Genomic DNA, 22,455 nt, shown 5'->3' on the forward strand with positions numbered 1-22,455 from the left:
GTCATTCCCTGATCCAACGATCCCAGGAGCACTGCGTCATGCACGCATCCCGTACCCGTACGCGTACCCGCACCCGCATCCGTACCCGTGCCGCCCGTGCCTTCCCGTCCGCCCGTCCCGCCCGAACGGCCTTCCCCCGACGGGCCGTTCTGGCCGCTGCCCTGACCGCTGCGGCGCTCACGCTCACCGCCTGTGGCGGCAGCGGCAGCGCGGACCACGCCTCCCCCGGCCACGGCGCCTCCGCAACGGCGGGTGCCACCGCGGGCAAGCACAACGCGGCCGACGTCTCCTTCGCCCAGCAGATGATCCCGCACCACCGCCAGGCCGTGGCGATGGCCGAACTGGCCGCCACCCGCGCCGGGTCCGGTGAGGTCAGGTCCCTCGCCGCCGCGATCAAGAAGGCCCAGGACCCGGAGATCAACACCATGTCCGGCTGGTTGAAGTCCTGGGGCGAAACGGTCCCCCAGGACCACGGCACGGAGGGCATGCCGGGCATGGAGGGCATGCATCACGGCAGTGGTGCGGCGATGCCCGGCATGATGGACGACCAGGAGATGACCCGGCTGAAGAACGCCTCCGGCAAGGCCTTCGACACCCAGTTCCTGACCTTGATGATCAAGCATCACGAGGGCGCGGTGACGATGGCCGCGGCCGAGCAGAAGCGGGGTGCCTACGGCCCGGCCAAGAAGCTCGCCGGTGACATCAGCACCGCCCAGAAGGCGGAGATCGCCACGATGCGGAAGCTGGCCGGAACCCACTGACCCACCGCCGCGGCGCCACACCGTACGACGGGGCGGGCACCCCAACCCCTGGGGCGCCCGCTCCCCTCGGCCGGCGCGCCCTCCGTTCCCCGGCCGGCGCCCTCCGCTCCCTTCGACGCCGCCTTCGACGCCCCGCCTGGCACCCCGTGCACCCCATATCCCGACCGATGAAACCCGTCGCCGGGGGTGGTCAGGCCACGGCGTAGTCCGCAAGGGACGGCTCCATCAGGTCAAAGACCCGGGTGGCCTCGTCGGCGACCCGTCCGGCGATGGCGTCGTTGCCGTGGCCGGCCAGAGTGAGCGCCTGGATGCGCTCGAAGAGCAGCCGGTACGCGGAGCCGAGCTGGGCCGCCGCGGCGGCCGGGGTGATGTCCTCGGCGTCCGCTCCGGTGGCCTCCCGGAGCGCCCGGGTCAGGGCCTCCTGCCGTAGATCGTGCAGATCGCGCAGCCGGGCGGTGAGCGTCGGGCTGTCGGCGACCATGCGGCTGAAGTCGGGTCCGGCGAAGCCGGCCACCGGGCTGCGCCGCGCCACATCCTCCGTGAACGCCCGGCGCAGTGCGGACAGCGCGGACTCACCCGGCGCGCGCCCGGACACCGTGCCGGCGAGCGCCGCAACGAACTCCTCCTGGTGGTCGAGGGCCAGGTCCTCCTTGCGCGCGAAGTAGTTGGTCACCGTCTTCTTCGCCACCCGGGCCGCGCCGGCGATCTCCGAGATCGTCGTGGCCTCGAAGCCCTGGGCCATGAAGAGCCTGGTCGCGTGGTCGGAGATCAGCTGCCTGGTCTCCTGCTTCTTGGCCTCACGGAGGCCGGTCGTCCTCGTACCCATGACGAAAAGTTACCACCGACGTAAAAATTTCCTTGACGCGCAATGTAGGACCGACATACTTTTACGCCCGACGTATCTTTCGGGTTCTTTGAGGGTGCCCCGTGAAGAGCCCTGGGGCGAACGCCTCTTCCAGACGACCGACCCCAACGGCGTCGTGGTCGAACTCGTTGCCTGGTCCGCCCCGGCCACCGGCTGACCACGCAGAGGTGCGCGGTGGGCCTCGCACCGTTCCCCCGCGGTTCTTCGCCCAGTGCCGAAGGCGCCGCCCGCGCTCCGGAGAATTGTGGCGGCCCGGGCGATAAATCATGCCCGTATTGGACTTTCCCCTGCTTTGCCCACCCGTCGTACGGTCGACAGCACACTGCATCGAGGGGAGAACGGATAACCATGTCCGTAACCGTGCGTATACCGACCATCCTGCGCAGCCACACCGCCGGCGCCGCCGAGGTGACCGCATCCGGCGCCACGGTCGCGGAGGTGCTGGAGTCGCTGGAGGGCCGGTTCCCGGGTATCCGCGAGCGGGTCACCGAGGAGGACGGCGAGATCCGCCGGTTCATGAACGTCTACGTGGGGGACGACGACATCCGCTTCGCCGATGGGGTCCGTACCGCCGTCACGCCCGGGGCGATCATGTCGGTCATCCCGGCGGTGGCCGGGGGCCAGGAGACCGCCCTGCTGCCGCGTCGGTGAACGGAACGCGGGACGACGGGGAAGCACGCCCCGGGCAGCGCGACGGGGGAAGCGCGACCGGGGATGCGCGACCCGGGCAGCACGACGGGGGAAGCACGACGGGGGATGAACCGATGAGGAAGATGGCACTGGTGGGGGACCGGCAATGGGTGCCCCTGGTGACCGGCGGAGAGGTCCGCCGGCTCGATCTCGACTACGCCGCGACCGCGCCGTGCGCCCTGCAGGTACGTGATGCGGTGGACGAAATACTGCCCTGGTACGGCAGTGTGCACCGGGGGGACGGATTCCCCTCCGCCGTGTGCACCGAACTGCAGGAAGCCTGCCGGGAGTCGGTGCGCGCCTTCACCGGTGCCCGGCCCGACGACACGGTGATCTTCACCCGCAACACCACCGACTCGCTCAACCTGCTGGCCCATGCGCTGCCGGAGGACGGCGAGGTGTTCGGGTTCGCCACCGAGCACCACGCCAATCTCCTGCCGTGGGACCGGCGCACCGTGCACCGCCTGCCGGTGCCCGACAGCCCGGCGCACGCCCTTGAGCTCCTGGACGCCGCGCTGGCCTCGGCGGCGCGGGCTGCCGGCCGGGGCGGCGGCGCCCGCCTGGTGACCCTCGCGGGGGCCTCCAACGTCACCGGTGAGGTCTGGCCGGTCGCCGAACTCGCCGGTGTGGCACGCCGGTTCGGCGCACGGACCGCGGTGGACGCCGCACAGCTCGCGCCGCACCGGCCACTCGACATGGCCGGCTGGGACGTCGACTACGTCGCCTTCTCCGGGCACAAGCTCTACGCCCCCTACGGCGCCGGCGCCCTGGTCGGCCGCCCCGACTGGCTGGACGCCGCGCCGCCCTACCTCGCGGGCGGCGGCGCCACCCGGCAGGTCGACCTGCCGGCGGTGGACTGGGCACCGTCCCCCCAGCGGCACGAGGCCGGGTCGCCCAACTTCCTCGGCAACTACGCACTGGCCACGGCGTGCGAGCTGCTGCACGCTCCGCTCCGCTCCGGCCTCGTCGTACAGGAGCAGCGGCTCGCCGCCCTGCTGGAGCGGGAGCTCGCCCGCATCCCCGGCCTCACCGTCCACCGCATGTGGGACGCACGGCATCCCAAGGTCGGCACCGTGACGTTCAGCGTGCGGGGCGTGGCGTCCGGCCTGCTGTCGGCGGCGCTCTCCGCGGAACACGGCATCGCCGTCCGCACCGGGCGTTTCTGCGCGCACCCGCTGGTCAAGCACCTGCTGGGGGAGGGCCATGCCGACGGTGCCGCGCTCCGGGCCAGCATCGGTGCCGGGATCACCGAGCAGGACATCAGTGATTTCGCCTGGGCGTTGGCCCGTCTCGTCGAGCGCGGTCCGGCGTGGTCCTACCGGAGGGACGGGGCACGGTTCGTACCGGACCCCGATCCCCGGCCGATGCCGGCGCTGAGCCATGGTGCGCGGGTGCAACTGCGTGCCGCCGAACGGCGGGCCGAGGCCCCGCTCGCCCCCGTCGGGGCGGCCTGCGGCGGCTGAGCAGGGGGCGAGGTCGGCCGCCCCACCGCGGCCGACCCCGGGCCGTCGAGGCCGGCCCGGGTCAGCCCACGCGGCCCCGGAGGCTCCGGGTGAGGGTGCCCATCGGATCGGTGATCATGCTCAGGAGGTGCGGCTGGGTACGGCAGACCTGCTGCACCGCCTTGGCGAAGGCCGCCACCGCCGGATTGGTGGCACTGCGCGACCAGGCGAGTGCGACGGTACTGGGGCTCACGCCCTCCACCGGCACGTAGACGATGCCGGAGCGCGGGTAGAAGCGTGCGGCCGCGGCCGGTGTGATGCTGATCGCCCGGCCGGCTGCGACCGCCTGCAACTCGTCGTCCGCACTGGAGACCTCGACCAGCCGCGGCATGTCCAGCCGCCGGCGGTACTCGGCGCACATCCAGTAGTCCGTCCAGACCCGGTCGGGGCTGCGGCGCAGGACGAAGGGCTCGCCGAGCAGTTCGGTGATGTGGACGTGCGGGCGGGTCGCGAAGCGGTGGCGATGCGGCAGCACCGCGACCCGGGGCTCCTCGAACAGCGGCTCCATCTTCAGGTCGCGGGCCTGGAACGGCGGCCGGACGAACGCCGCGTCGACCTCCTGGCCGTTGACGCCCGCCGAGGGATCGTCCCAGTCGTAGCGGCACATCTCGACTTCCACGCCCGGACATCGGCCCTCGAACGCCTCGAGGATCAACGGTGTCAACTCCAGCGCCGCCACTCCTTGGAAGCCCACCTTGAGCCGGGCTCTCAGGCTGCTGGCCGCCTCGCGGGCCTGGCGCAACGCCTCTTGGTGGTGGTGCAGGGCGTGTTCGGCCTCGGCCACGAACCTCTTGCCGGCCTCGGTCAGCTCCACCCGGCGCGTGGTCCGGTGGAAGAGCGCGACACCGAGCTCCGCCTCCATCTCCTTGATCCGTGCCGACAGCGCCGACTGGGCGACATGGAGGCGTTGGGCGGCACGGGTGAAGCTGAGCTCTTCGGCGACGGCTATGGCGTAACGGAAGTGACGCAATTCGATATTCATGTGTCCACCACGGATGAGGAAGGAAAGGTCGGCCGCCCATCGACGGGCGGCCGACCTTCAACGGCCCCAGTTCCCCAGGTGGAAGTTGTGTGCCACCAGACCGGACCCCCCGTACAGCTCAAGCGACGCCCTCACTGTAAACCACCCCCCAAAAATCACCCGATGGTTCAACTTTGGAGGAATACAAGGGTGTTGAGCAGATCAGACGGAAGGTCCGAAGCGGTGGTCCCCGCGGTGGTCACGGCGCGAAGGCGAGCCCTAGCCCGGCGAGCGCCTCCTGGGTGTAACGGCCCTCGACCGTCGCCTCCACGTCGAACGCGCCGTGGACGACGGGTGGATAGCCGATCAGCTCCGCCGCGCGGCCGGGCAGCGGCTGGGCCGCGGCCTCCCGCGACTCCCACAGGAGCACCGCACCCCAGCGGTTCGCGGCCCGGTCGGAGATCCAGGTCTTCAGGCGCAGCCCCGGTACCTCAGTGAAGGCGGCGACGGACTCGTCGCGGAGGTAGGTCCGCAGCGAATCGATGGTCTGGGACGACTCGGCCAGATCCCACCAGGCGATGACGATGTGCATCGTTCACCTCACCCTTTCGATCGGGGGGAGCCGCAGCGCGTCCCCTTCCAGGAGTTCGCCCACGCTGTCGCGCACCCGCAGTGCGAGCGGTGCACAGGCGCCCGGTGCGCCCTCGCCGGGCACGTCGTGCGGCGGCGCCCAGGCGGCCAGGGTCGGCAGCACGACCCCGTCCCGGCCCTCCAGGTAGCAGATCATGTTGATCGGCCAGCGGGTGTTGGCGAACATATGGCGGTCCATCGGCGTCGTCTGCTCACTGATCCGCATGCCGCGCTCGTGTTCCGGGCCGATCCGGTGCCAGTCGGGGTGCAGATGGATGGAGCCGATGATGTCCAGGCCGTCGCGCTGGGCCTCGCGGTCGATGCGCAGGAGGTCACGCGCGTCGCACCAGTAACCACGGCGCTTGTTGTTGTACGCGGCGCCGAAGCAGGGCACGATATTGGCCGCGAATTCCGCCTCGGCGATGACGTCGGACGCCCTGACGTTACGGGCGAACTCCAGCCGGCTGATATGGGCGATGTCGCCGAAGAGGGAGCCGACGAGAACGGCGAAAAAGCCTGGCGGATCCTCTGGAGTGCAGCTCAGGTATTCCTCGGTGCTCAACTCCAGGAAGGTGTCCAGAGACCGTATGTCCATGAGCACCGTGCGCGTATGGGTGCCCTCCAAGGCGAGGAGGGCACCCCCGCCCTGATCTTTTTCGGGCAGGAGTGGTGACATGCGGTGGTTCCCCCGTTTCGATGTCGATTCAGCTGGTGGGCCTCGATCGCGGCGCCGCCGGCCTCATCAGCGGTCCGGCCAGCTTGGTCAGTGCCGGGAAGACGACGTACGTGGCGAGCGGTGCGATGACCGCGACGATGATCAGTACGCGGAGCGGAAGGGCGAGGGCGGCCAGGTCCTTTCCCCAGATCAGCTGGAAGACCGTCAGCATCGGGTAGATGCCGACGAAGGTGAGAATGGTCTGCTTCCAGCGCGGGGGGCGCCCGGGCGGAGTCGGGCGGGCCGGTGCTGCCCGGTGCTGAGTGATCTGCTGCTCTTCCGACGTGGTCGTCACGAATGCTCCCAGGTATTCCATGCGGCCGGGTGTCCGTCCCTATGGAAAGCACCGAGCCGACTCGACGAATCGACGATAATCGCGCCGTAGGTCGGAAGAGAAAGACCAGTTGCGGGCCGATTTATCGCAGCACCGCGCATAATCGGCCGTTTTCCCGTTACCGCGACTCTAGAGCCGTCTCCCGGAGGCAGTAAAAGACCGGAACGGGAAGGATTAATTACCGGAAGGGAAAGAATCCGGCGTCGGTTCGGGACCGCCGGGGGTCCGGGTGCCGGGTGCCGGGGCAGGGAGCGGCTCCGGCGCCCTCGTCCGGCCGGCCCGCTCGCCGTCACCCGCACGTCGGGGAGCGCCGCGGGCGAACGCCCGGGTGTCCCTCGGCCTGATCGGCCCCGACCAGCGGCGCCCGGATGTCGGGGTCGTCGACGCGGTGCCGCCGCCCCCCCGCCCGAGGCTGGGCCATGAGCCTGAAATCCGTCGCTCCGCGGGGCCGCAAGGCTTCGGGAGGCCGCACCGCGAAAAGGGATGAAAGTGACATATCGCTGCTTGAGCGGGGCGCATCCGCCAGCGCGCGGGTCCGGGGCCGAGTGCCCAGGGCCCGTACACAGCTGCCGCGTCCCGCTCCGCTGACATCCCTAGGAGCACCCATGACGACGGCACCCCGGTCGAACGCGACCCCCGCCCAGGTCACCATGACCCTCTCCGCCATCGCCGCCACGGCGGCGACCCCCCGCCCGTCGGGGGAGACCCTGCAGGAGCAGACCCAGCGCGCCCGGCTCGGCATCACCGCACAACTGAACAACGCCGCGCTCGCCACCCGCAGCACCTGGCAGTTGCGGTGGCTGGCGCTCAGCCCGGACAACGCGAACCTGGTCTATCTCGCCTGGAATTCCGACGGCTCGAACCAGATCGCCGTGGCCGTCCGCGGCACGATCGACAATCCGACCGACATGATGGAGGACCTCGACGTCGGCACGGTGGTGCCGTTCAGCGCCGGCGGCTCGGCGAACGTCGCCGTCTCGGCCGGCGCCATGGACGCCTTCACCCAGGTCGTCACCGCGCGCGGCATCACCGCGGCGTCCGGCGAGCAGGCGCCGGACGGCGGGGCCGGCTGGTCCGACGCCCTGGTCCCCGCGGGCGGCACGCTCCCAGAGGTGCTCGCCGCCCTCCTCGGCTACGTGCCGACCACGCCCCAGCCGACGGTCTTCGTGACCGGCCACAGCCTCGGTGGCAGCGTCGCCACCACACTGGCCAGCTACCTTCAGGCCCAGACCTGGCCCACGAACAAGCCGAAGTTCGCACTCGTCACCTTCGCCGCCCCCACCGCCGGCCTGAAGAGCTTCGCCGACAACGTCGACGCCCGGCCGTGGAGCCTGCACGAGCGCTGGGTCAACGCCTACGACGTGGTCCCGCGGGCCTGGTCCGACCTGTCCACGGCCAAGTCGTGGTACCCGGCCCCGGGCCCGACGGCGAACGAGGAGGTGAAGATCCTGCTGTCGGAGATCGACCTGCTCCGCAAGGGCAACGTCTACGTCCAGCCCAACGCCAACAGCCCCAAGACCGTGAACGCGGACTACTCGATGTACGACAAGGACCTGGTCAACGAGACCACCGCTGACTACCTGGGCCAGGTCGCGTTCCAGCACGCCAACGCCACGTACCTGACCCTGCTGGGCGCGCCCGTCGTACCTCCCGGGCCGGTGGTGACCAGGGTGAGCCCCACCGCAGGGCAGGGCGGCACGCTGGTCACGATCACCGGCAGCGGATTCAGCAAGGACAGCGTGGTCGACTTCGGCCCGATCCCGTGCACCGACTTCTCCATCGACACCTCCGGTACGCAGATCAAGGCGACCGCGCCCGAGGGGCACGGCATCGCCGACGTCCGCGTCACCACCATGCTCGGCACCTCGCCCGCCGTTCCGCTGGGGCGGTTCGCGTACGACGGGGGACCCGCGCCCGTGGTGGTCAGCGCGGTCAGCCCGCGCGGTGGGAAGGCCGGAGACCAGATCACCCTCACCGGCTCGGGCTTCGCCTCGGGGGCGGCCGTGCGGATCAAGGACACCGCCCTGACCTCGGTCACCGTGGTCTCCCCGACCCAGATCACGGCCAAGGTGCCGCTGCGGCGGCCGGAGTGGCCGAAGACGGTGGACGTCACCGTGACGGTCGGCGTCGCCACCTCACCCACCGGCCCGGCCGACGAGTTCACCTACGCGGGGTGAGCCAGGGCGAGCCGGCCGGGCCCCTCCGGGGGCACCGTCCCGCCCACGGGTCCCCTTCGTAGGCGGACGGCAGAGCGGGAGCCGGCCGGGGGCCCGGAGAAGCGAGCCCAAAGGACGTGACCGGTGCGCGAACGGCCCCGCCTCGGGGACCTGCTCGCGCACCGGCCACGTATCCGCGCCGCACACCGGCTGTGTATGCGTGCCGCGCACCGGCTGCGCCTCCCCCCACCGGCCGCGTATCCAGGCTCCGGCCCGAATCCGGTCAGAGGCGGCGTACTCGTGCGGCGGTCCCATGGCCGAGCAGAAGGTAAATCACGGCGGGCAGACCGTAATTGAGGAAAACGCGCAGACCCTCGGTGTTCATGGTGAAGATGTCCTGCGACCAGCCGGCGAGCCAGTCGGCCACGCCGTGCACAAAGCCGACGAAGACATTTCCCTGGTTCGCCTCCAGCAGATACAGCAGGATCCACAGGCCGAGAAATCCTGCGGCGATGTCCGCGATCGTGTGGATGATCAGCGCTGCCCGGTTTGCTCCTTCACCGTCCCGGTTGCGCCTATAGGCGTCCTGGTTACGGTCATAGGGGTGGTAGGGGTCGTTTACGGGCATGGGTTCATGGGGATTGCTCATGCCCTGCTTGCTTGCCTCGCGCGAGTGCGCGAAACCACTTTCAAACCTGCGATTGCATATCGGTTCTGGATCTTGAATGGCGCGCTGCGCACGAGCGGCTGAGGCAGGACGGCATATCCAGCGATTCTGGAGAAAGGCACGGCGGATCACGCACATTCCGGTGTCCGGCACTCGTGGAAAGGGTGTGCAACAGGTGCCGGTTGTGCGAGATTTCGGTGAGGCGTTCCGAAGGAACACCGTACGCCGTCGGGTTCACCGCACAGCCGACGGGCTCACCGCTCCCAGTACTTCGCCACCGCCTGTGCGTACGCCACCCGGTGATCGAGCCGGTCCCCCCGGACCCGGAAGCGGCCGCGTACCGACTCGGTCAGCGTCGCCCGGCCGAACAGCTCTCCCGGCCGCTTCCAGGCCGTCCGCAACGGGGCGGTGATGTCGTCGGTGGGGAGGTCGGTGAGAGCCAGCCCGACCTGGTACACCAGGGCGAAGGGCAGGATCACCAGGCACAGGAGCAGCGACGGCACCGTCCCCTCCCGCCCGCGCAGCACCGTCCCGTCGGGCAGGCGGATCTCGTACGCGGGCCGCCACCGCTTCTTCCGCGGTGGTAGCCGCAGTTCGGCCAGGTGCGCGTGGTCCGGGGTGAGCACGGCGAGGTGACCGCCGTCCTTCCGGACGACCACGGCGAGCGGCGAGGCGCCGGCGGGATCCGCGGCGAGGGTGAAGCGCGCCTTGCACCCCTCGGGCAGCGCGCGGCCGTCGGGGGCGCCACGGCGCACATGGACGGGTGCGGAGCCTCGGGGGCGCAGTTCGTAGCGCTTGGGGTTGCGGTCGCGGGTGAAGGTGAGCGTCATCGAGTGTCCCGTCTCGTCGTGCTGGTCCTGGACGCCGTTGCCGGCGACGGAGCGCAACAGGCGGGACAATCCTCGGTGTTTGGACCCCCATCGCTCAGCTTCACGACGTCCGCGGTTGGAAGGCGCCGACCACCACGACGACGCTCCTGCACGACCAGGCCGTAGTCCGACCAGCGCCTTCTCTTACGGCCTGCGGATACTACTGCGCAGGGGTGTCATCATATCCCGTACGCCACCTTTGGTTCCCGCTCAAGCAGCTTGGCGATGCCCGCCTGTTGCGCCCGCTCGATCCGTGCGGCATCGGCTTGCGCGCGTTTCAGGTCGAGCTTCTTCCAGTTTGCGGGCTGCATGAACAACATGTCATTGCTACCAGGGACGATCAGGACCCCGCCGAAGAGAGGGTCACCGGCGACCCAGGCGCCTTCGTCCTCGGCGCCCTTGGGCCAGCGGCGCACAGCCGATGCGTTGGTTGCGCGCATGTAGGCGGCACCGTGCTGGCCGCGGCTGGAGGCCTTGACCGTGTACACAGTGCCCAGGAGCAGCCACTGCGCCTCTTTCCTGTCCAATCGCGTGCGGTACTCAAGCGGGTAGGCGCATAGGACCTTCTTGCACACGCCCAAGCGCAGACCATTGGCGATTCGGACCACCAGGAAGAAGAGCACCCACAATCCGGCGAGCATGGGGAGCATCAGGAAGAAGGATGGCGTACCCGGTGCCGGCCACACGAAGGGCAGCACGAGCAAGGGGATGCCGATGGCGAGGCGTCCTGCGACATGCTGCTTCAGCAGTTTGGAGTTGTGCTTCAGAACCTGCTCGATATCAGGTGCCACCTGCTTGTTCAACGGGTCCATGACACCATCATCCGAAGACGTTCCTCACTGCCGCAACCACAGAATCGGGTTCCGGCTCCGTGTCCCCTGCACCGCCCTGGCCTGTGACGCGTGCCGGATCGGTGAAGCTCAGCGGGCGGCCTGGGGCGATCGTGCGCCGCTCCTCCTCGGAGAAGAAGGCAAGACCGGCCCGCAGTTGCAACGGCGCGCAGCCTCGTCAGGCGGGTAGCCGGTCGCCCCCGCGATACCGGCGATGACTGTCTTGGCGGTAACTCCGTGCGCCGGCACGGTCGAGAACGTGATGACGGAGGTGGCGGCGCTGCCATCCTCGTCGAGGTGCATGCCGCATCTGCCGGGTAACGGCCGTGCGGAATCCCTGCTGAGGGGCTCTCCCGGTGTCGTCAGCCGCGTCCGGTGAACTGCTGGCCGACCCCGAGTCGGCGCAGGTCGGCGAGGACCTGCGGGTCTTGGGCGTCGAGCCAGTCGCAGAGCTGGCGGAAGGAGACCAGCCGGACGTCCTTGTGCTTCTCGTCGGCGATGTGCTTGACCGCCTCCTCGACGGCGTCCATGTAGATGCCGCCGTTCCACTGCTCGAAGTGGTTGCCGATGAAGAACGGCGCCCGGTTGGTCTCGTAGGCCCGCTGGAAGCCGGCGATGTAGGCGCCGGTGGCCTGCTTGCGCCAGCCCGGGTAGTTGGCCGGCGGGGCCTTGGTGGAGTTCTTCGACTGGTTGGCCAGGATGTTGTAGTCCATCGAGAGGACCGGGAAGGAGTGGCCGGGGAACGGTATCCCCTGGAGCGGGAAGTCCCACAGGCCCTGCTTCTTGGTGGGCCAGACCTGGAGGCCGCCGGGCGAGCTGGCGTCGTACCGCCAGCCGCGCTTGCGTGCCGTGGGCAGCAGGTTCTCCTGGCCGAGCAGGCACGGCGTACGGCCGCCGACGAGTTCCTTGCTGTAGTCGAAGGGCAGCGGTTCGAGGTCGGTGAAGCCGGTGTTGGTCCGCCACTTGGTGACGAAGTCCATGGCCTGCTTGATCTCGTCGTCCCACTGGGCGGGGGTCCAGTGTGCCACCGAGCCCGAGCTGGTGCCGCAGAAGTGGCCGTTGAAGTGGGTGCCTATCTCATGGCCCTCCAGCCATGCCGCGCGCACGTTCTTCAGCGTCTCCTTGATGTGGGCATCGGTGAGGTAGCCGATGTCGGAGGCGCCGACGCGGTTGTTCGGCGGGTGGTACAGGCGCTTCTTCGACTCGGGCAGCAGATACAGCCCGGAGAGGAAGAAGGTCATCGAGGCGTTGTGGTCCTTGGCGAGCTTGCGGAACCGCGGGAAGAGGCCGTTGCCCACCTCGCCCGCCCCGTCCCAGGAGAAGACCACGAACTGCGGTGGCTTCTGGCCCGGTTGCAGCTTCTCCGGTGCGGGCGGCTGGTTGGGTTGCTTCCCGGTGTACGCGGTCGAGCCGTCGCCGATCGGCTTGCCCTTCGGCGCCTTTCCGGGACCGGTTCCGACGGTGTCGGAGGACGACGACCCGGATATCGAGCAGCCGGCGACGGAGAGCGCGGCCGCCGCTCCTACCCCGAGTCCCAATATGCCCCGGCGGCTGAATTCACGCATAACGGTACCCATTGCATTCGTGAGAAGTTCTGGAACAGGGGACGCCCGAAGAAGTGGGACGCCCTGAGAGATGGGGGGCGGGTGCCGAGGCTCGGCTTCGGCCCCGAAGGAGAGTGCACAACGCAGAGCCGCGGGCGATGCATTCTCCGAGGCCATGGCAAAGGCCCCGGGAATCCCGCACTCCGCAGCGAACTACGCGGTGGTCAACCTCGAACAGGAGAAGGCAACCGGCTGCGCTGTCCCGCTGCCGCTCGAGGGACGGTCCACCCCGGTGAGGCACGCATGCTCCATGGCGCATGTCGCCGCAGCCGCAGCCTTCCCGGCCCCACCGCCAGTGACCGGCGTCTTCTTCCGCATAGCGTGCTCCCCGTTTGATGGCGGGCCAGAAAGCTGAAGGCCTCAGCGGACCCCAACCAACCCCTTGGACGGGTACGACTCTCACGGAGAGCGCTAGCGCACCGGTAACGCCTCACTAACAACCGCTGCCAACAACCTTTGCCGCACCGGCTCTACGTTGCGGTTCTCGTGGGCGCCGCCGCCCGCCGGCCTCCGGGACGCGGTTACTTCTCGGGGCGGAGTCGGTCCAGCGTTCCGGTGGCGAGTGGGTGCTGGGGATCGACGGCGCCGACGATGCGGCGGCCGATCGTGGTCAGTTGGCGTACCTGTGCCTTGGTGAGTGCGTCGAAGACGCAGCTGCGTACGGCCGCCACGTGTCCGGGGGCGGTGGCGACCACCTTGTCGAAGCCCTCATCGGTGAGGGTGGCCACGGTGTAGCGGCCGTCGGTGGGGTCGGGGTTGCGGCGTACCCAGCCGCGCTTCTCCAGCCGTCCGACGACTTGGGACAGCCGGGGAAGGGAGCCCTCTGCGAACGCGGCGAGCTCGCTCATCCGCAGGGTGCGCTCGGGGACCATGGAGAGCCCGGCCATCACCTGGTACTCGAAGTGGCTCAGGCCGGCGTCGCGCTGGAGCTGTGCGTCCAGTGCCGCGGGGAGCCGCATCAGCATGCTGCTGAGCGCGATCCATGCCTGATCTTCCTCGTTGTCCAGCCAGCGGGGTTCCTGTGGGCTCTCCATGCTGGCGAGTATAGCTTCACGCATGAAGTGATCAACTTGATGGATGACTTGCATCTTGAAGTGAGTGCACCCTAGCCTTCGCTTAACGGTTTAAGTCATTGAAAGGTGTTGATCATGATGAACGTGCTGTTGTGGGTCCTCGCGGGCGTGCTCGCTGTGGCGTTCCTGGCGGCCGGGGCGATGAAGCTGTCCCAGCCGAAGCAGAAGCTGGCGGCCTCGGGCATGGGCTGGACCGAGGGTGTGAGCGCGGGGACGGTGAAGCTGATCGGAGGCGTGGAGGTGCTGGCCGCGCTCGGCCTGGTGCTGCCGCCCGCGCTCGGTATCGCGCCGGTGCTGGCGCCCTTGGCGTCCCTCGGTCTGGTGCTGGTCATGCTCGGCGCGATGGTCGTGCATGCCCGTCGCAGCGAGGCGCAGATGATCGCCGTGAATCTGGTGCTGCTCGCGCTCGCGGCCGTCGTGGCGTGGGGCCGGTTCGGCCCGTACGCCCTCTAGGCCCGGTCGGAGATCCTTGCGTGAGCTGGTTCTTCTCCGGTGGCGGCGGCGCCGGGCAGTGGCGTGGTGGCGTCTGCGCCGGTGGGACCGGCGCAGGGCGCGCGCTGCGCCGCCGCGCTGGGCGGTAACGGGAGCCCTCGCCGCGCCGGCCGCATCACTCGGCGTCGCGGTGGAGTGTGGAGGGGCCAACTTCCGTACGGTATGCGGCAGTTGAGGTGCGGCAGCCCGGCCGCGTACGTACGGTCAGGCCGACGGCTGCGGGGGCGGTGCGTAGCCGTGGCCGTGGGCCCAGGCGACGGCCTCGGCCCGTGTGCGGGTGCCGAGCTTCGCGAACAGATGGTTCACATGGGTCTTGACGGTTGCCTCACCGATCACCAGACGCCGGCCGATCGCGGCGTTCGACAGCCCCTGGGCCATCAGGCGGAGCACGTCCTGCTCCCGCGTGGTCAGCCCTACCGTGTCCGCCGACCGCCCGGGCCGGGGGGCGGCGGCCGGAGCGGTCCGGACGGCCGCGTCCAGGAGCTGCTGGTGGACGGCAGGGGCCAGGGTGGTGTGCCCGGTGACGGCCGCCTCGATCGCACGGACGATCTCGGCCTTCCCGGCGTCCTTGGTCAGGTAGCCGCGGGCACCGGCCCGCAGGGCGTCAAGGATGAGGGGTTCCTCGGCATACGTGGTCAGCACGACCACCGCGGTGTGCGGGTGGTGCTGGGTGATACGGACAGTGGCGGCGATCCCGTCGGTGCCGGGCATGTTGAGGTCCATCAAGATTGCATCCGGTCGCAGGGCGGCGACCTGTTCCAGTGCCTGCTCGCCGTCGACGGCGCCGCCGACTACGTCGATGCCCGGCATCAGGTCGAGCAGGGTCATCAGGCCCTCGCGGATCACCTCCTGGTCGTCCGCGACCACGATGCGCAGGTTCATGCCGCTACCTCCGCCCGGACGGTCCAGCCCTCGGGTCCGGGGCCGGCGGCAAGGGTGCCTCCGATCAGCTGTAGACGCTCCCGCATGCCGGCCAAACCGTATCCGCCGGGCGCGTGCCCAGCCGTAGGGGGGCCGTCGGATGCGGGCAGGGCGGAGCGGACGGTCAGCCGCACCCGGGCCGGTTCGTAGGCCAGGACGAGTTCCGCCTCCTGGCCGGGCGCGTGCTTGGCCACGTTGCCGAGGGCCTCCTGGGCGACGCGCACCAGGCACAGCGACACCTCGTCCGGCAGTGGCCGCACCACGCCGGTGACCTCCGCGCGCACCGGCCCGGTGTGGCGCTCCCGAAGACTGTCGGCCAGGGTGCGTACGGCGTCCGCCAGCGGGGCGGTGTCCGTACGCAGTGCGGTGATCGCACGGCGCGTCTCGGCCAGCCCCTCCACAGCGATGCGGCGGGCCTTGCGCACCCGTTCGGCGGCCTCCTGGGTGCGCGGGGGCTCGGATTCCATGAGGGCATCGACCACTTCGAGCTGCACCGACAGGGCGCCCAGGGAGTGCGCGAGGACGTCGTGGATCTCCCGGGCGATGCGGGCGCGTTCGTCCAGAGCAGCGGTCCGCTGCCGCTCCTCCTGCATCTGTCTGCTCTGGTCGAGCAGGAGCTGGGCCTGCTGGTGCTGGACGCGGGCACTGCGCCGGGTCAGGCCGACCAGCTGGAAGATGATCAGCGTCAAGGTCCAGACGGCGACGCTCCACTGGCCGGTGGAACCCGGTGCGGTCAGCAGGTCTCCGCACACCAGCGCCAGCACGCCGCCGGCGAGCAGTCCCGTACTCACTGGGACCGGCAGCCCGGCGGCGCCCGACATGACGGCCGCGAACAGCAGCGGCGCGGCGGCAGCCGCCAGCGGCGGCGCCCAGGTCAGCACGAGGCCCTCCGCCAGTACGGTGCCCCCCAGCAGCAGGAGTTGCGCCACCGACCGCTTCGCATCGGTGCCGCGGGCGGTGGCCAGGAAGGCGAGCACGGACCAGGCGGCGAACGCCACCCACCCCACGGCCGCCACCCACCCCGCCGCCAGCGCCGCCTCGCCCACCAGCCAGGCGCGCCCCCCGGCGACCGCGGCCGCGAGCAGCACCAGACACAGCGCCAGGCTCCTGGCCGCCAGCGTCGACCAGGGGAGTCCCCCCTGCTCATGGGGGTCCCCCCGCTCGACCGAAGCCGAGAGTGGGGGAGGAGCCGAGAGCTTGGAGCAGGCCCCGTCCGCCCGCTGGACGATCCGGCGCGCCCGGGCGGCGTATGCAGAGGTGATCAGGCGCATACGGTCACCCTGCCACGGTCCTGACCTCGTCGTTACGGGAGCAGGGGGCCCGCAAGGTGGAGAAGGGTGGAGGAGGGTGGAGGCCCGGGCCCTCCACCCTCCTCGGCTGCCGGGCTGATGTGTGCGGATGCCCGATTCCGGATGCTCGAAGCGTCACATCGTCCCCCTCCGGAGTCACCTGCCATGAGTCTGACCAACGCCCTCCTCATCAATGCCGTCGTCCTGGCCGCCACCCTCGGTTCGGACCTGGGGCGCCGCACGTACAACGGCCGGCGGATCTGGGTGTCCCTGATCATCTGCACCGCCGTCGTCCTGACCTTCGGCAGCACCCTCTACACCAGCGGCGTCGGCCTGACCGCGGAGATCATCGGCGTGGCGGTCGGCGTCCTGATCGGTCTGCTCGCCGTCAGCCTCATGAAGGTGAGCAAGCGGGCCGACAACACCATCGTGACCGTCGCCGGCGTCGGCTACGCCCTCGTCTGGGTCGCCATGGCGCTCGTCCGTTCCCTGCTCTCCATCGGTCTCACCTACTGGTTCGGCACCGACGTGGGCACCTGGCTCGTCAAGCGGGGCGCGGCGCTCACCGACGTCACCGGGATCATCACCAACTTCCTGCTCTTCATGGCGGTCACCGCGGTGCTCTCCCGCGCGCTCGTCATCCGCGCCCGGGCCGCAACCCTCTCCACCCCCGCGACCCTCGCTCCCCCCGCGACCGTCGACCCGGCCAACGACGCTACGACCGGCACCCCTTCGCACTGAGCCGAAAGCCGGTTGCTACGTGGCGAATTGGCTACCAGCGCGGGCAGAAGGAGCGCTGGAGCGTCGGGCCCAGCGCCGCTCCCGGACGGCGAGCGGCGCGGGCCGGCACCATGACTCAGGAACGGAGCGGGGCCGGGACGACGGCATGGCCGCCGCACCAGATGCTGCGGATGTTGCGGGTGGCGGTGATGTCTGCCAGGGGATCGCCGTCGATGAGGACGAGGTCGGCACGCAGGCCCGGCGCGAGGGCGCCGCGGTCGGTGAGCCCGAAGGCCCGCGCGGGCAGGAGGGTGGCCGCCCGCAGCGCCTCCGCAGCGGAGGCGCCCGCCTGGACGAGGCGTTCCAGTTCGTGGTGGAGGCTTTCACCGTGCGGGACGGCGAAGGGGGAGCCCGGCTGGCTGTTGGCGTCGGTGCCGGCCAGGACGCTGACGTGTGCGCGGTGGAGGCCGGCGACGCTCTTGAGCACGTGGGCGCTGGACGCCTTGTCTGCCACCGCGCCCTCCATCATGGTGATCGTGGGGATGGCGATCTGGCCTGCCGCCGCCATCCTGGCGAGGTCGGACTCCGCGATGACCCCGTCGACCGGGACGTGGGTGAGGAAGTCCGCGCCGGAGTCGACGGCCATCGTGAACGCCAGGACGCTGGCGGCGTGGATGACCGTCTTCAGTCCGTGTGCGCGGGCGGCGGTGACCAGGGCCCGCAGGCTCTCGCTGTCCGGGCCGCCGTTGCCGGGGGCCTCGGCGATGCCCTTGATGTAGTCGACGCCCTCCGCCACGCGGGCGGCGACATGGTTCCGGGCGTCCTGCGGAGTGCGGATGACCGCCTCCGACGGCAGGAACCGGGCGTGCATGCCGCCGGGCCCGATGGCCGGCAAGCCGGCGGTGCGGAAGTCCGCGTAGCCGGTGACCTTCCGCAGCCTGGCGACCAGCTCGGCGGGCCAGGTCGCCATGTCGAGGCCGGTGGTCACACCGTAGGACGCCAGTTGCTCCAGCGTCTGGGCGCCGTGGAGGTGCACATGACTGTCGATCAGTCCCGGCAGCGCGATGGCGCCGGCCGCGTCGAGCTCCTGTGCGCCACGGGCGTCGGTGCCGAGCACGCCGCCGTCGATGACGACGGTGCAGGGTGCGGACAGTTGCCGGCCGTCGAAGACGCGCACGTTGTTCAGCGCGGTCTTGGCAGCGGAAGCGGTGTTCATACAGCACCTCCAAATAGTGGACAGTTCTGTCCACTAACTCGCACGCTACCACCGTCGCTGTTCGACGCACCGAGGCGGGCCCGGCTATAACGGGAGGGGTGACCGGTCTTCCTGGGGCTTCCGCCGACCCGCATTCCCCTGCCGCTGCGGAGGGAGCGAGTGACGCCTCGGCTGCGCCTGCTCCCGCCGGCAAGTCGTCGCGTCGGCGCGGAAGTGCCCTCACCCGGGCGATCTATGAGGCGACCTTCGAGGAGTTGGCCGACGTCGACTTCGAAGGGCTCGCCTTCGACAAGATCGCCGCTCGCGCGGGGACCGGGAAGTCGGCGCTCTACCGTCGTTGGTCGACCCCGGCGGAACTGGTCCTGGCCGCCCTGGCCGATCCCGTCGCGGGCTTCGGCACCCCCGTCACCCCCGAGACCGGAACGCTGCGCGGCGATCTCATCGTCATGCTCGACGCCTTCGCGCGCGTACTGGACGAGCCCCGTGGGCGTGCCCTGGTGCCCTTGCTGACGCAGCGGACGCGCCACCCCGAACTGTTCACCCAGGTCCAGAGGCTGGTCACGCTGCCCCATCAGGAGATCTTGCTGCGCATGCTCCGGCTCGCCGTCGACCGGGGCGAGGCGGACCCGCGGTGCGTCACGCCGCGGGTCGCCTCGGTGGGCCCGCGCATGATCTTCGCCGAGGCGATGGCCAGGGGAACGGCTTCCGAGCAGGAGGTCCGGGCGATCGTGGACGAGGTGCTGCTCCCCCTCATGGCGCCACGGAGGTAGACCGGGCGCCACGCCTGCCCCATGGCTACCTAGGCGTCCCCGCCCGCCGTACGCCGTGACTCCTCGACGATCCGCTGCAGGGCCGCCGCGTGCGTCTCCAGCGCTGCCCGCCCGCCGTCGCTGAGGTTCACCCAGGTGCGGGGGCGGTTGCCGACGTACCCCTTGCGCACCTCGACGTACCCGTGCGACTGCAGCGTACTGATCTGCTTGGACAGGGCGGAGGGGGACAGTCCCGCCGACTCCTTCACCCAGCCGAACTCGGCCCACTGCACGCCCGCGAGCAGCGACATGATCGTCAGCCGGGTGGGATCAAGGAGTACGGGATCGAAGTCAGCGTGTGCCATGGACGGCGCTACCCCCTGCACGACGGCCGCCGCGCACGGCGACCGAGAGCAGCGCCCGCTGGCAGCGCGGCCCGAACAGGGCCAGGGCGCCGCCGGTCACCGCGCCCACCGCGGTCCGCCAGTACGGCACGTCGAGGTGCCAGTGCGGTTGCAGCAACTGGACGGCGACGCCGACCAGGACCACGGCGAGCAGCGTGAGCAGCGCGTACGTGCGGAAGCGCCCGGAAATCTCCTGCCCCCGTCGACCAGGGGCGTCGCGCCCCTGACGGTCCAGGACTTCTCTGTCGTCCCGCCAGGTCCTTCTCGTCCGGGGCCTCCAAGGTGCAGCTGGTGCTGAGCGGTCTGAGGTCCGGGCGTCAGCTTCCACAGGTGCGGCCCGGTACGGGATCCGCATCGGTCGTCCCGCTCGCGCAGCAGTCGTCGTTGCCGGTGCCTCCGGACAGGGCGGCGCTCTTGCCCAAGGTGTCGGCGTCGGCCTTGACGACGTAGACCTCCCAGGGCTCCTTGCCGGGGCCGTGTACCCACACCTTGTCCTGGAGGGCGTAGCAGCAGGAGGTGTCGTTCTCCTCGAACGTGGCGAGGCCGCCGTCCTTGAGGCGGGTCGTGGCAGCCGTCACCTGGTCCGTGGACTCGACCTCCACGCCGAGGTGGTCGAGGCGGGTCTCCTGGCCGGGCTCGCCCTCGATCAGCACGAGCTTGAGCGGCGGCTCGGTGAGGGCGAAGTTGGCGTAGCCCTCGCGTCGCTTGGCCGGTTCGGCGCCGAAGAGCTTCGAGTAGAAGGTGATCGACGCTTCTAGGTCGCTGACGCGCAGGGCGAGCTGTGCACGAGACATGGAGGCACCCCGATCGGCTTGCATTGATGTCTATCGATTCGAGGTTGCCTCCTGATTCGAGAAGCGTCAACATAGAGGAATGTCGAATCAAGAGCTTGAGGTCCTCGGGCAGACCGACCAGGGCGATGCCTGCTGCCCCGGCCTCCTGTCGGCACCGCTCGACGAGGACCAGGCCACCGAACTGGCGAAGGTGTTCAAAGCGCTGGGCGACCCCGTGCGGCTCCGGCTGCTGTCGATGATCGCCTCGCGCGCCGGGGGCGAGGTCTGCGTCTGCGACCTCACCCCCGCCTTCGACCTGTCGCAACCGACGATCTCGCACCACCTCAAGCTGCTGAGGCAGGCCGGCCTCATCGACTGCGAGCGGCGCGGCACCTGGGTCTACTACTGGCTGCTGCCCGAGATGACGGACCGCCTCGCGGGCATCCTGGCCCGCCCCGCAGGCGAGCCCCTGGCCGCCCCCGCCGAGACCGCCGGGGCCACCGCGTGAGCGCCGCGCCGGAGAAGGCGGTCGCGGGCCGCCTGTCGTTCCTCGACCGCTACCTCGCCGTGTGGATTCTCGCCGCGATGGCGCTGGGTCTCGGCCTTGGGCGCCTCGTCCCCGGCCTCGGGGACGCGCTCGCCGAGGTCACCGTCACCGGGGTGTCCCTCCCCATCGCGCTCGGCCTGCTCGTGATGATGTACCCGGTCCTCGCCAAGGTGCGTTACGACCGGCTCGACACCGTCACCCGCGACCGCCGCCTGCTGCTGCCCTCCCTGCTGCTGAACTGGATCGTCGGCCCGGCGCTCATGTTCGCGCTGGCGTGGCTGTTCCTGCCGGATCTGCCCGAGTACCGCACGGGCTTGATCATCGTGGGGCTGGCCCGCTGTATCGCCATGGTGATCATCTGGAACGACCTCGCGTGCGGCGACCGCGAGGCCGCCGCCGTCCTGGTAGCGCTGAACTCCGTCTTCCAGGTCATCGCGTTCTCGGCGCTCGGCTGGTTCTACCTGTCCGTGCTGCCCGGGTGGCTCGGCCTTGAGCAGTCCGGCGAGATGGGGCCTCCCCTGCTCGGGCAGAGCCGAGGGCTTGCGGACGTCTCCGTGTGGGAGATCGCCCGCAGCGTGCTGATCTTCCTCGGCATCCCGCTGGCCGCCGGCTACCTCACCCGCCGGATCGGTGAGAAGGCCAAGGGGCGGACCTGGTACGAGGCGAGGCTGCTGCCGCGCCTCGGCCCGTTCGCGCTGTACGGCCTGCTGTTCACCATCGTCATCCTCTTCGCGCTGCAGGGCGACGCGATCACCTCGCAACCGCTCGACGTCGCCCGCATCGCCCTCCCGCTACTCGTCTACTTCGCCCTGATGTGGGCCGGGTCCATGGCACTCGGACGCTCCGTCGGACTCACCTACTCCCGTGCGACGACGCTCGCGTTCACAGCCGCCGGCAACAACTTCGAGCTGGCGATCGCCGTGGCCATCGCTACCTTCGGCGCCTCTTCCGGCCAGGCTCTCGCCGGCGTGGTGGGCCCCCTCATCGAGGTGCCCGTACTGATCGGCCTCGTCTACGTCGCGCTGTACACCCGCCGTTTCTTCACCTCCCCTGCACCCCTGACCGAGGAAGCTCCCGCCCGTGTCTGAAGTCGCCCTGCCTTCCGTGCTGTTCGTCTGCGTCCACAACGCGGGGCGTTCGCAGATGGCTGCCGCGTTCCTGACGCACCTTGCGGGCGACCGCGTACAGGTGAGGTCCGCCGGGTCCGCCCCCGCCGACGCCGTGAACCCGTCCGTCGTCGTGGCGATGGCCGAGGTGGGCATCGACGTCTCGGCCGAGGTGCCCAAGGTGCTCACCTCCGAGGCCGTGCAGGCATCCGACGTCGTCATCACGATGGGCTGTGGCGACACCTGCCCGGTCTTCCCCGGAAAGCGTTACCTCGACTGGCAGTTGCCCGATCCCGCCGGGCAGGGCGTCGAGGCCGTACGGCCCATCCGTGACGACATCGAGCAGCGGATCCGCGGACTGCTCGACGAGATCGCCCCTGAGGGACAGGCATGAGCCTGCCGCCAGCCCGCCGACGCCGGAGCGGCGGCGGCTTCCTCCTCAAGTGACGTGCACGCATGACATTTGTACTGCCTGACCGGTGATAGTCGGACCTGCCGGCGCCTCGCCACCGCGCGAAGAATGGGTTTCGCCTGGGGAGGAACGAGACCATGAACATGCGGACGCCGGCGAGCATCGCCGA

Annotated in this window: 26 protein-coding genes; 10 read left to right on the forward strand and 16 right to left on the reverse strand. The window is 70.1% G+C overall.

Annotated features, from left to right (window positions below; translation table 11 throughout):
- The first annotated feature begins 38 nt into the window (after positions 1–38).
- A complete protein-coding gene (locus AB0G84_RS28915; protein WP_361326995.1) occupies positions 39–761 on the forward strand; it encodes a DUF305 domain-containing protein in 723 nt (240 codons plus the stop codon).
- A gap of 190 nt (positions 762–951) precedes the next feature.
- On the opposite strand, the gene AB0G84_RS28920 is transcribed toward AB0G84_RS28915, so the two are convergent.
- Positions 952–1,587 carry a TetR family transcriptional regulator gene (locus AB0G84_RS28920; protein WP_361326998.1) on the reverse strand — a complete coding sequence of 212 codons (636 nt, stop codon included), beginning with the start codon at positions 1,585–1,587 and terminating at the stop codon, positions 952–954.
- Between the two features lie 387 nt (positions 1,588–1,974).
- On the opposite strand from AB0G84_RS28920, the gene AB0G84_RS28925 reads away from it, so the two are divergent.
- Positions 1,975–2,277: a MoaD/ThiS family protein gene (locus AB0G84_RS28925; RefSeq protein WP_361327001.1), complete on the forward strand. Its 303-nt coding sequence runs from the start codon at positions 1,975–1,977 to the stop codon at positions 2,275–2,277.
- Between the two features lie 113 nt (positions 2,278–2,390).
- Positions 2,391–3,779, forward strand: a complete 1,389-nt coding sequence (locus AB0G84_RS28930; RefSeq protein ID WP_361327003.1) for an aminotransferase class V-fold PLP-dependent enzyme — start codon at positions 2,391–2,393, stop codon at positions 3,777–3,779.
- A gap of 61 nt (positions 3,780–3,840) precedes the next feature.
- On the opposite strand, the gene AB0G84_RS28935 is transcribed toward AB0G84_RS28930, so the two are convergent.
- From AB0G84_RS28935 to AB0G84_RS28950, 4 genes are all read right to left on the reverse strand, one after another.
- Positions 3,841–4,800 carry a LysR substrate-binding domain-containing protein gene (locus AB0G84_RS28935; protein ID WP_361327006.1) on the reverse strand — a complete coding sequence of 320 codons (960 nt, stop codon included), beginning with the start codon at positions 4,798–4,800 and terminating at the stop codon, positions 3,841–3,843.
- 238 nt (positions 4,801–5,038) lie between these two features.
- Positions 5,039–5,371, reverse strand: a complete 333-nt coding sequence (locus tag AB0G84_RS28940) for a hypothetical protein (protein WP_361327009.1) — start codon at positions 5,369–5,371, stop codon at positions 5,039–5,041.
- Positions 5,372–5,374: 3 nt separating this feature from the next.
- Complete coding sequence (locus AB0G84_RS28945; RefSeq protein WP_361327012.1) at positions 5,375–6,085, reverse strand: hypothetical protein; 711 nt, start codon at positions 6,083–6,085, stop codon at positions 5,375–5,377.
- 28 nt (positions 6,086–6,113) lie between these two features.
- Positions 6,114–6,419 (reverse strand): hypothetical protein, encoded by a 306-nt coding sequence (locus AB0G84_RS28950; protein WP_361327015.1) that lies wholly within the window; start codon positions 6,417–6,419, stop codon positions 6,114–6,116.
- A 644-nt stretch (positions 6,420–7,063) separates the two neighbouring features.
- Between AB0G84_RS28950 and AB0G84_RS28955 the strand changes: the two genes are divergently transcribed.
- Positions 7,064–8,635, forward strand: coding sequence for an IPT/TIG domain-containing protein (locus AB0G84_RS28955; protein WP_361327018.1), 1,572 nt, complete (start codon positions 7,064–7,066; stop codon positions 8,633–8,635).
- A gap of 262 nt (positions 8,636–8,897) precedes the next feature.
- Here AB0G84_RS28955 and AB0G84_RS28960 read toward each other — a convergent pair whose 3' ends face one another.
- From AB0G84_RS28960 to AB0G84_RS28980, 5 genes are all read right to left on the reverse strand, one after another.
- Positions 8,898–9,242, reverse strand: coding sequence for a hypothetical protein (locus AB0G84_RS28960; protein WP_361327234.1), 345 nt, complete (start codon positions 9,240–9,242; stop codon positions 8,898–8,900).
- Between the two features lie 293 nt (positions 9,243–9,535).
- Positions 9,536–10,180 (reverse strand): hypothetical protein, encoded by a 645-nt coding sequence (locus AB0G84_RS28965; RefSeq protein ID WP_361327021.1) that lies wholly within the window; start codon positions 10,178–10,180, stop codon positions 9,536–9,538.
- A gap of 149 nt (positions 10,181–10,329) precedes the next feature.
- Positions 10,330–10,962: a hypothetical protein gene (locus tag AB0G84_RS28970; protein ID WP_361327024.1), complete on the reverse strand. Its 633-nt coding sequence runs from the start codon at positions 10,960–10,962 to the stop codon at positions 10,330–10,332.
- Between the two features lie 380 nt (positions 10,963–11,342).
- Positions 11,343–12,545, reverse strand: a complete 1,203-nt coding sequence (locus tag AB0G84_RS28975) for a hypothetical protein (RefSeq protein WP_361327027.1) — start codon at positions 12,543–12,545, stop codon at positions 11,343–11,345.
- 560 nt (positions 12,546–13,105) lie between these two features.
- A complete protein-coding gene (locus AB0G84_RS28980) occupies positions 13,106–13,618 on the reverse strand; it encodes a MarR family transcriptional regulator (RefSeq protein WP_361327030.1) in 513 nt (170 codons plus the stop codon).
- 114 nt (positions 13,619–13,732) lie between these two features.
- On the opposite strand from AB0G84_RS28980, the gene AB0G84_RS28985 reads away from it, so the two are divergent.
- Positions 13,733–14,110: a DoxX family protein gene (locus AB0G84_RS28985; RefSeq protein WP_361327033.1), complete on the forward strand. Its 378-nt coding sequence runs from the start codon at positions 13,733–13,735 to the stop codon at positions 14,108–14,110.
- A gap of 243 nt (positions 14,111–14,353) precedes the next feature.
- Here the strand turns inward: AB0G84_RS28985 and AB0G84_RS28990 are convergent, their stop codons facing one another.
- Together AB0G84_RS28990 and AB0G84_RS28995 are read right to left on the reverse strand one after the other, a co-directional pair.
- Entirely contained in the window at positions 14,354–15,031 is a 678-nt protein-coding gene (locus AB0G84_RS28990; protein WP_361327036.1) for a response regulator transcription factor, read from the reverse strand.
- A complete protein-coding gene (locus AB0G84_RS28995; protein WP_361327039.1) occupies positions 15,028–16,341 on the reverse strand; it encodes a sensor histidine kinase in 1,314 nt (437 codons plus the stop codon). Before AB0G84_RS28995 ends, AB0G84_RS28990 begins: the two co-directional genes overlap by 4 nt.
- 183 nt (positions 16,342–16,524) lie before the next feature.
- Here AB0G84_RS28995 and AB0G84_RS29000 point away from each other — a divergent pair, with 183 nt between their 5' ends.
- The gene (locus AB0G84_RS29000) at positions 16,525–17,100 is read left to right on the forward strand and encodes a hypothetical protein (protein WP_361327041.1); all 576 of its coding nucleotides are present in this window, start codon (positions 16,525–16,527) and stop codon (positions 17,098–17,100) included.
- A 115-nt stretch (positions 17,101–17,215) separates the two neighbouring features.
- On the opposite strand, the gene AB0G84_RS29005 is transcribed toward AB0G84_RS29000, so the two are convergent.
- Positions 17,216–18,295 carry an amidohydrolase family protein gene (locus AB0G84_RS29005; protein ID WP_361327043.1) on the reverse strand — a complete coding sequence of 360 codons (1,080 nt, stop codon included), beginning with the start codon at positions 18,293–18,295 and terminating at the stop codon, positions 17,216–17,218.
- A 98-nt stretch (positions 18,296–18,393) separates the two neighbouring features.
- Here AB0G84_RS29005 and AB0G84_RS29010 point away from each other — a divergent pair, with 98 nt between their 5' ends.
- A complete protein-coding gene (locus AB0G84_RS29010; RefSeq protein WP_361327045.1) occupies positions 18,394–19,065 on the forward strand; it encodes a TetR/AcrR family transcriptional regulator in 672 nt (223 codons plus the stop codon).
- A 29-nt stretch (positions 19,066–19,094) separates the two neighbouring features.
- Here the strand turns inward: AB0G84_RS29010 and AB0G84_RS29015 are convergent, their stop codons facing one another.
- From AB0G84_RS29015 to AB0G84_RS29025, 3 genes are all read right to left on the reverse strand, one after another.
- Complete coding sequence (locus AB0G84_RS29015) at positions 19,095–19,409, reverse strand: transcriptional regulator (protein ID WP_361327048.1); 315 nt, start codon at positions 19,407–19,409, stop codon at positions 19,095–19,097.
- Complete coding sequence (locus tag AB0G84_RS29020) at positions 19,396–19,593, reverse strand: hypothetical protein (RefSeq protein WP_361327051.1); 198 nt, start codon at positions 19,591–19,593, stop codon at positions 19,396–19,398. Before AB0G84_RS29020 ends, AB0G84_RS29015 begins: the two co-directional genes overlap by 14 nt.
- Before the next feature lie 172 nt (positions 19,594–19,765).
- On the reverse strand, positions 19,766–20,242 hold the full coding sequence (locus AB0G84_RS29025; protein WP_361327054.1) for an ArsI/CadI family heavy metal resistance metalloenzyme: 477 nt from the start codon (positions 20,240–20,242) through the stop codon (positions 19,766–19,768).
- Positions 20,243–20,321: 79 nt separating this feature from the next.
- Here AB0G84_RS29025 and AB0G84_RS29030 point away from each other — a divergent pair, with 79 nt between their 5' ends.
- Genes AB0G84_RS29030 through AB0G84_RS29040 form a run of 3 tightly spaced genes read left to right on the forward strand, consistent with a single transcriptional unit; the run spans position 20,322 to position 22,268 of the window.
- Entirely contained in the window at positions 20,322–20,729 is a 408-nt protein-coding gene (locus tag AB0G84_RS29030; protein ID WP_361327057.1) for a metalloregulator ArsR/SmtB family transcription factor, read from the forward strand.
- The gene (gene arsB, locus AB0G84_RS29035) at positions 20,726–21,856 is read left to right on the forward strand and encodes an ACR3 family arsenite efflux transporter (RefSeq protein WP_361327060.1); all 1,131 of its coding nucleotides are present in this window, start codon (positions 20,726–20,728) and stop codon (positions 21,854–21,856) included. Before AB0G84_RS29030 ends, arsB begins: the two co-directional genes overlap by 4 nt.
- A complete protein-coding gene (locus tag AB0G84_RS29040) occupies positions 21,849–22,268 on the forward strand; it encodes an arsenate reductase ArsC (protein WP_361327063.1) in 420 nt (139 codons plus the stop codon). Before arsB ends, AB0G84_RS29040 begins: the two co-directional genes overlap by 8 nt.
- Positions 22,269–22,455 lie beyond the last annotated feature (187 nt).

Origin of the sequence: Streptomyces sp. NPDC020742 (assembly GCF_040641675.1) — a bacterium.
In the GTDB taxonomy this organism is placed as follows: domain Bacteria; phylum Actinomycetota; class Actinomycetes; order Streptomycetales; family Streptomycetaceae; genus Streptomyces.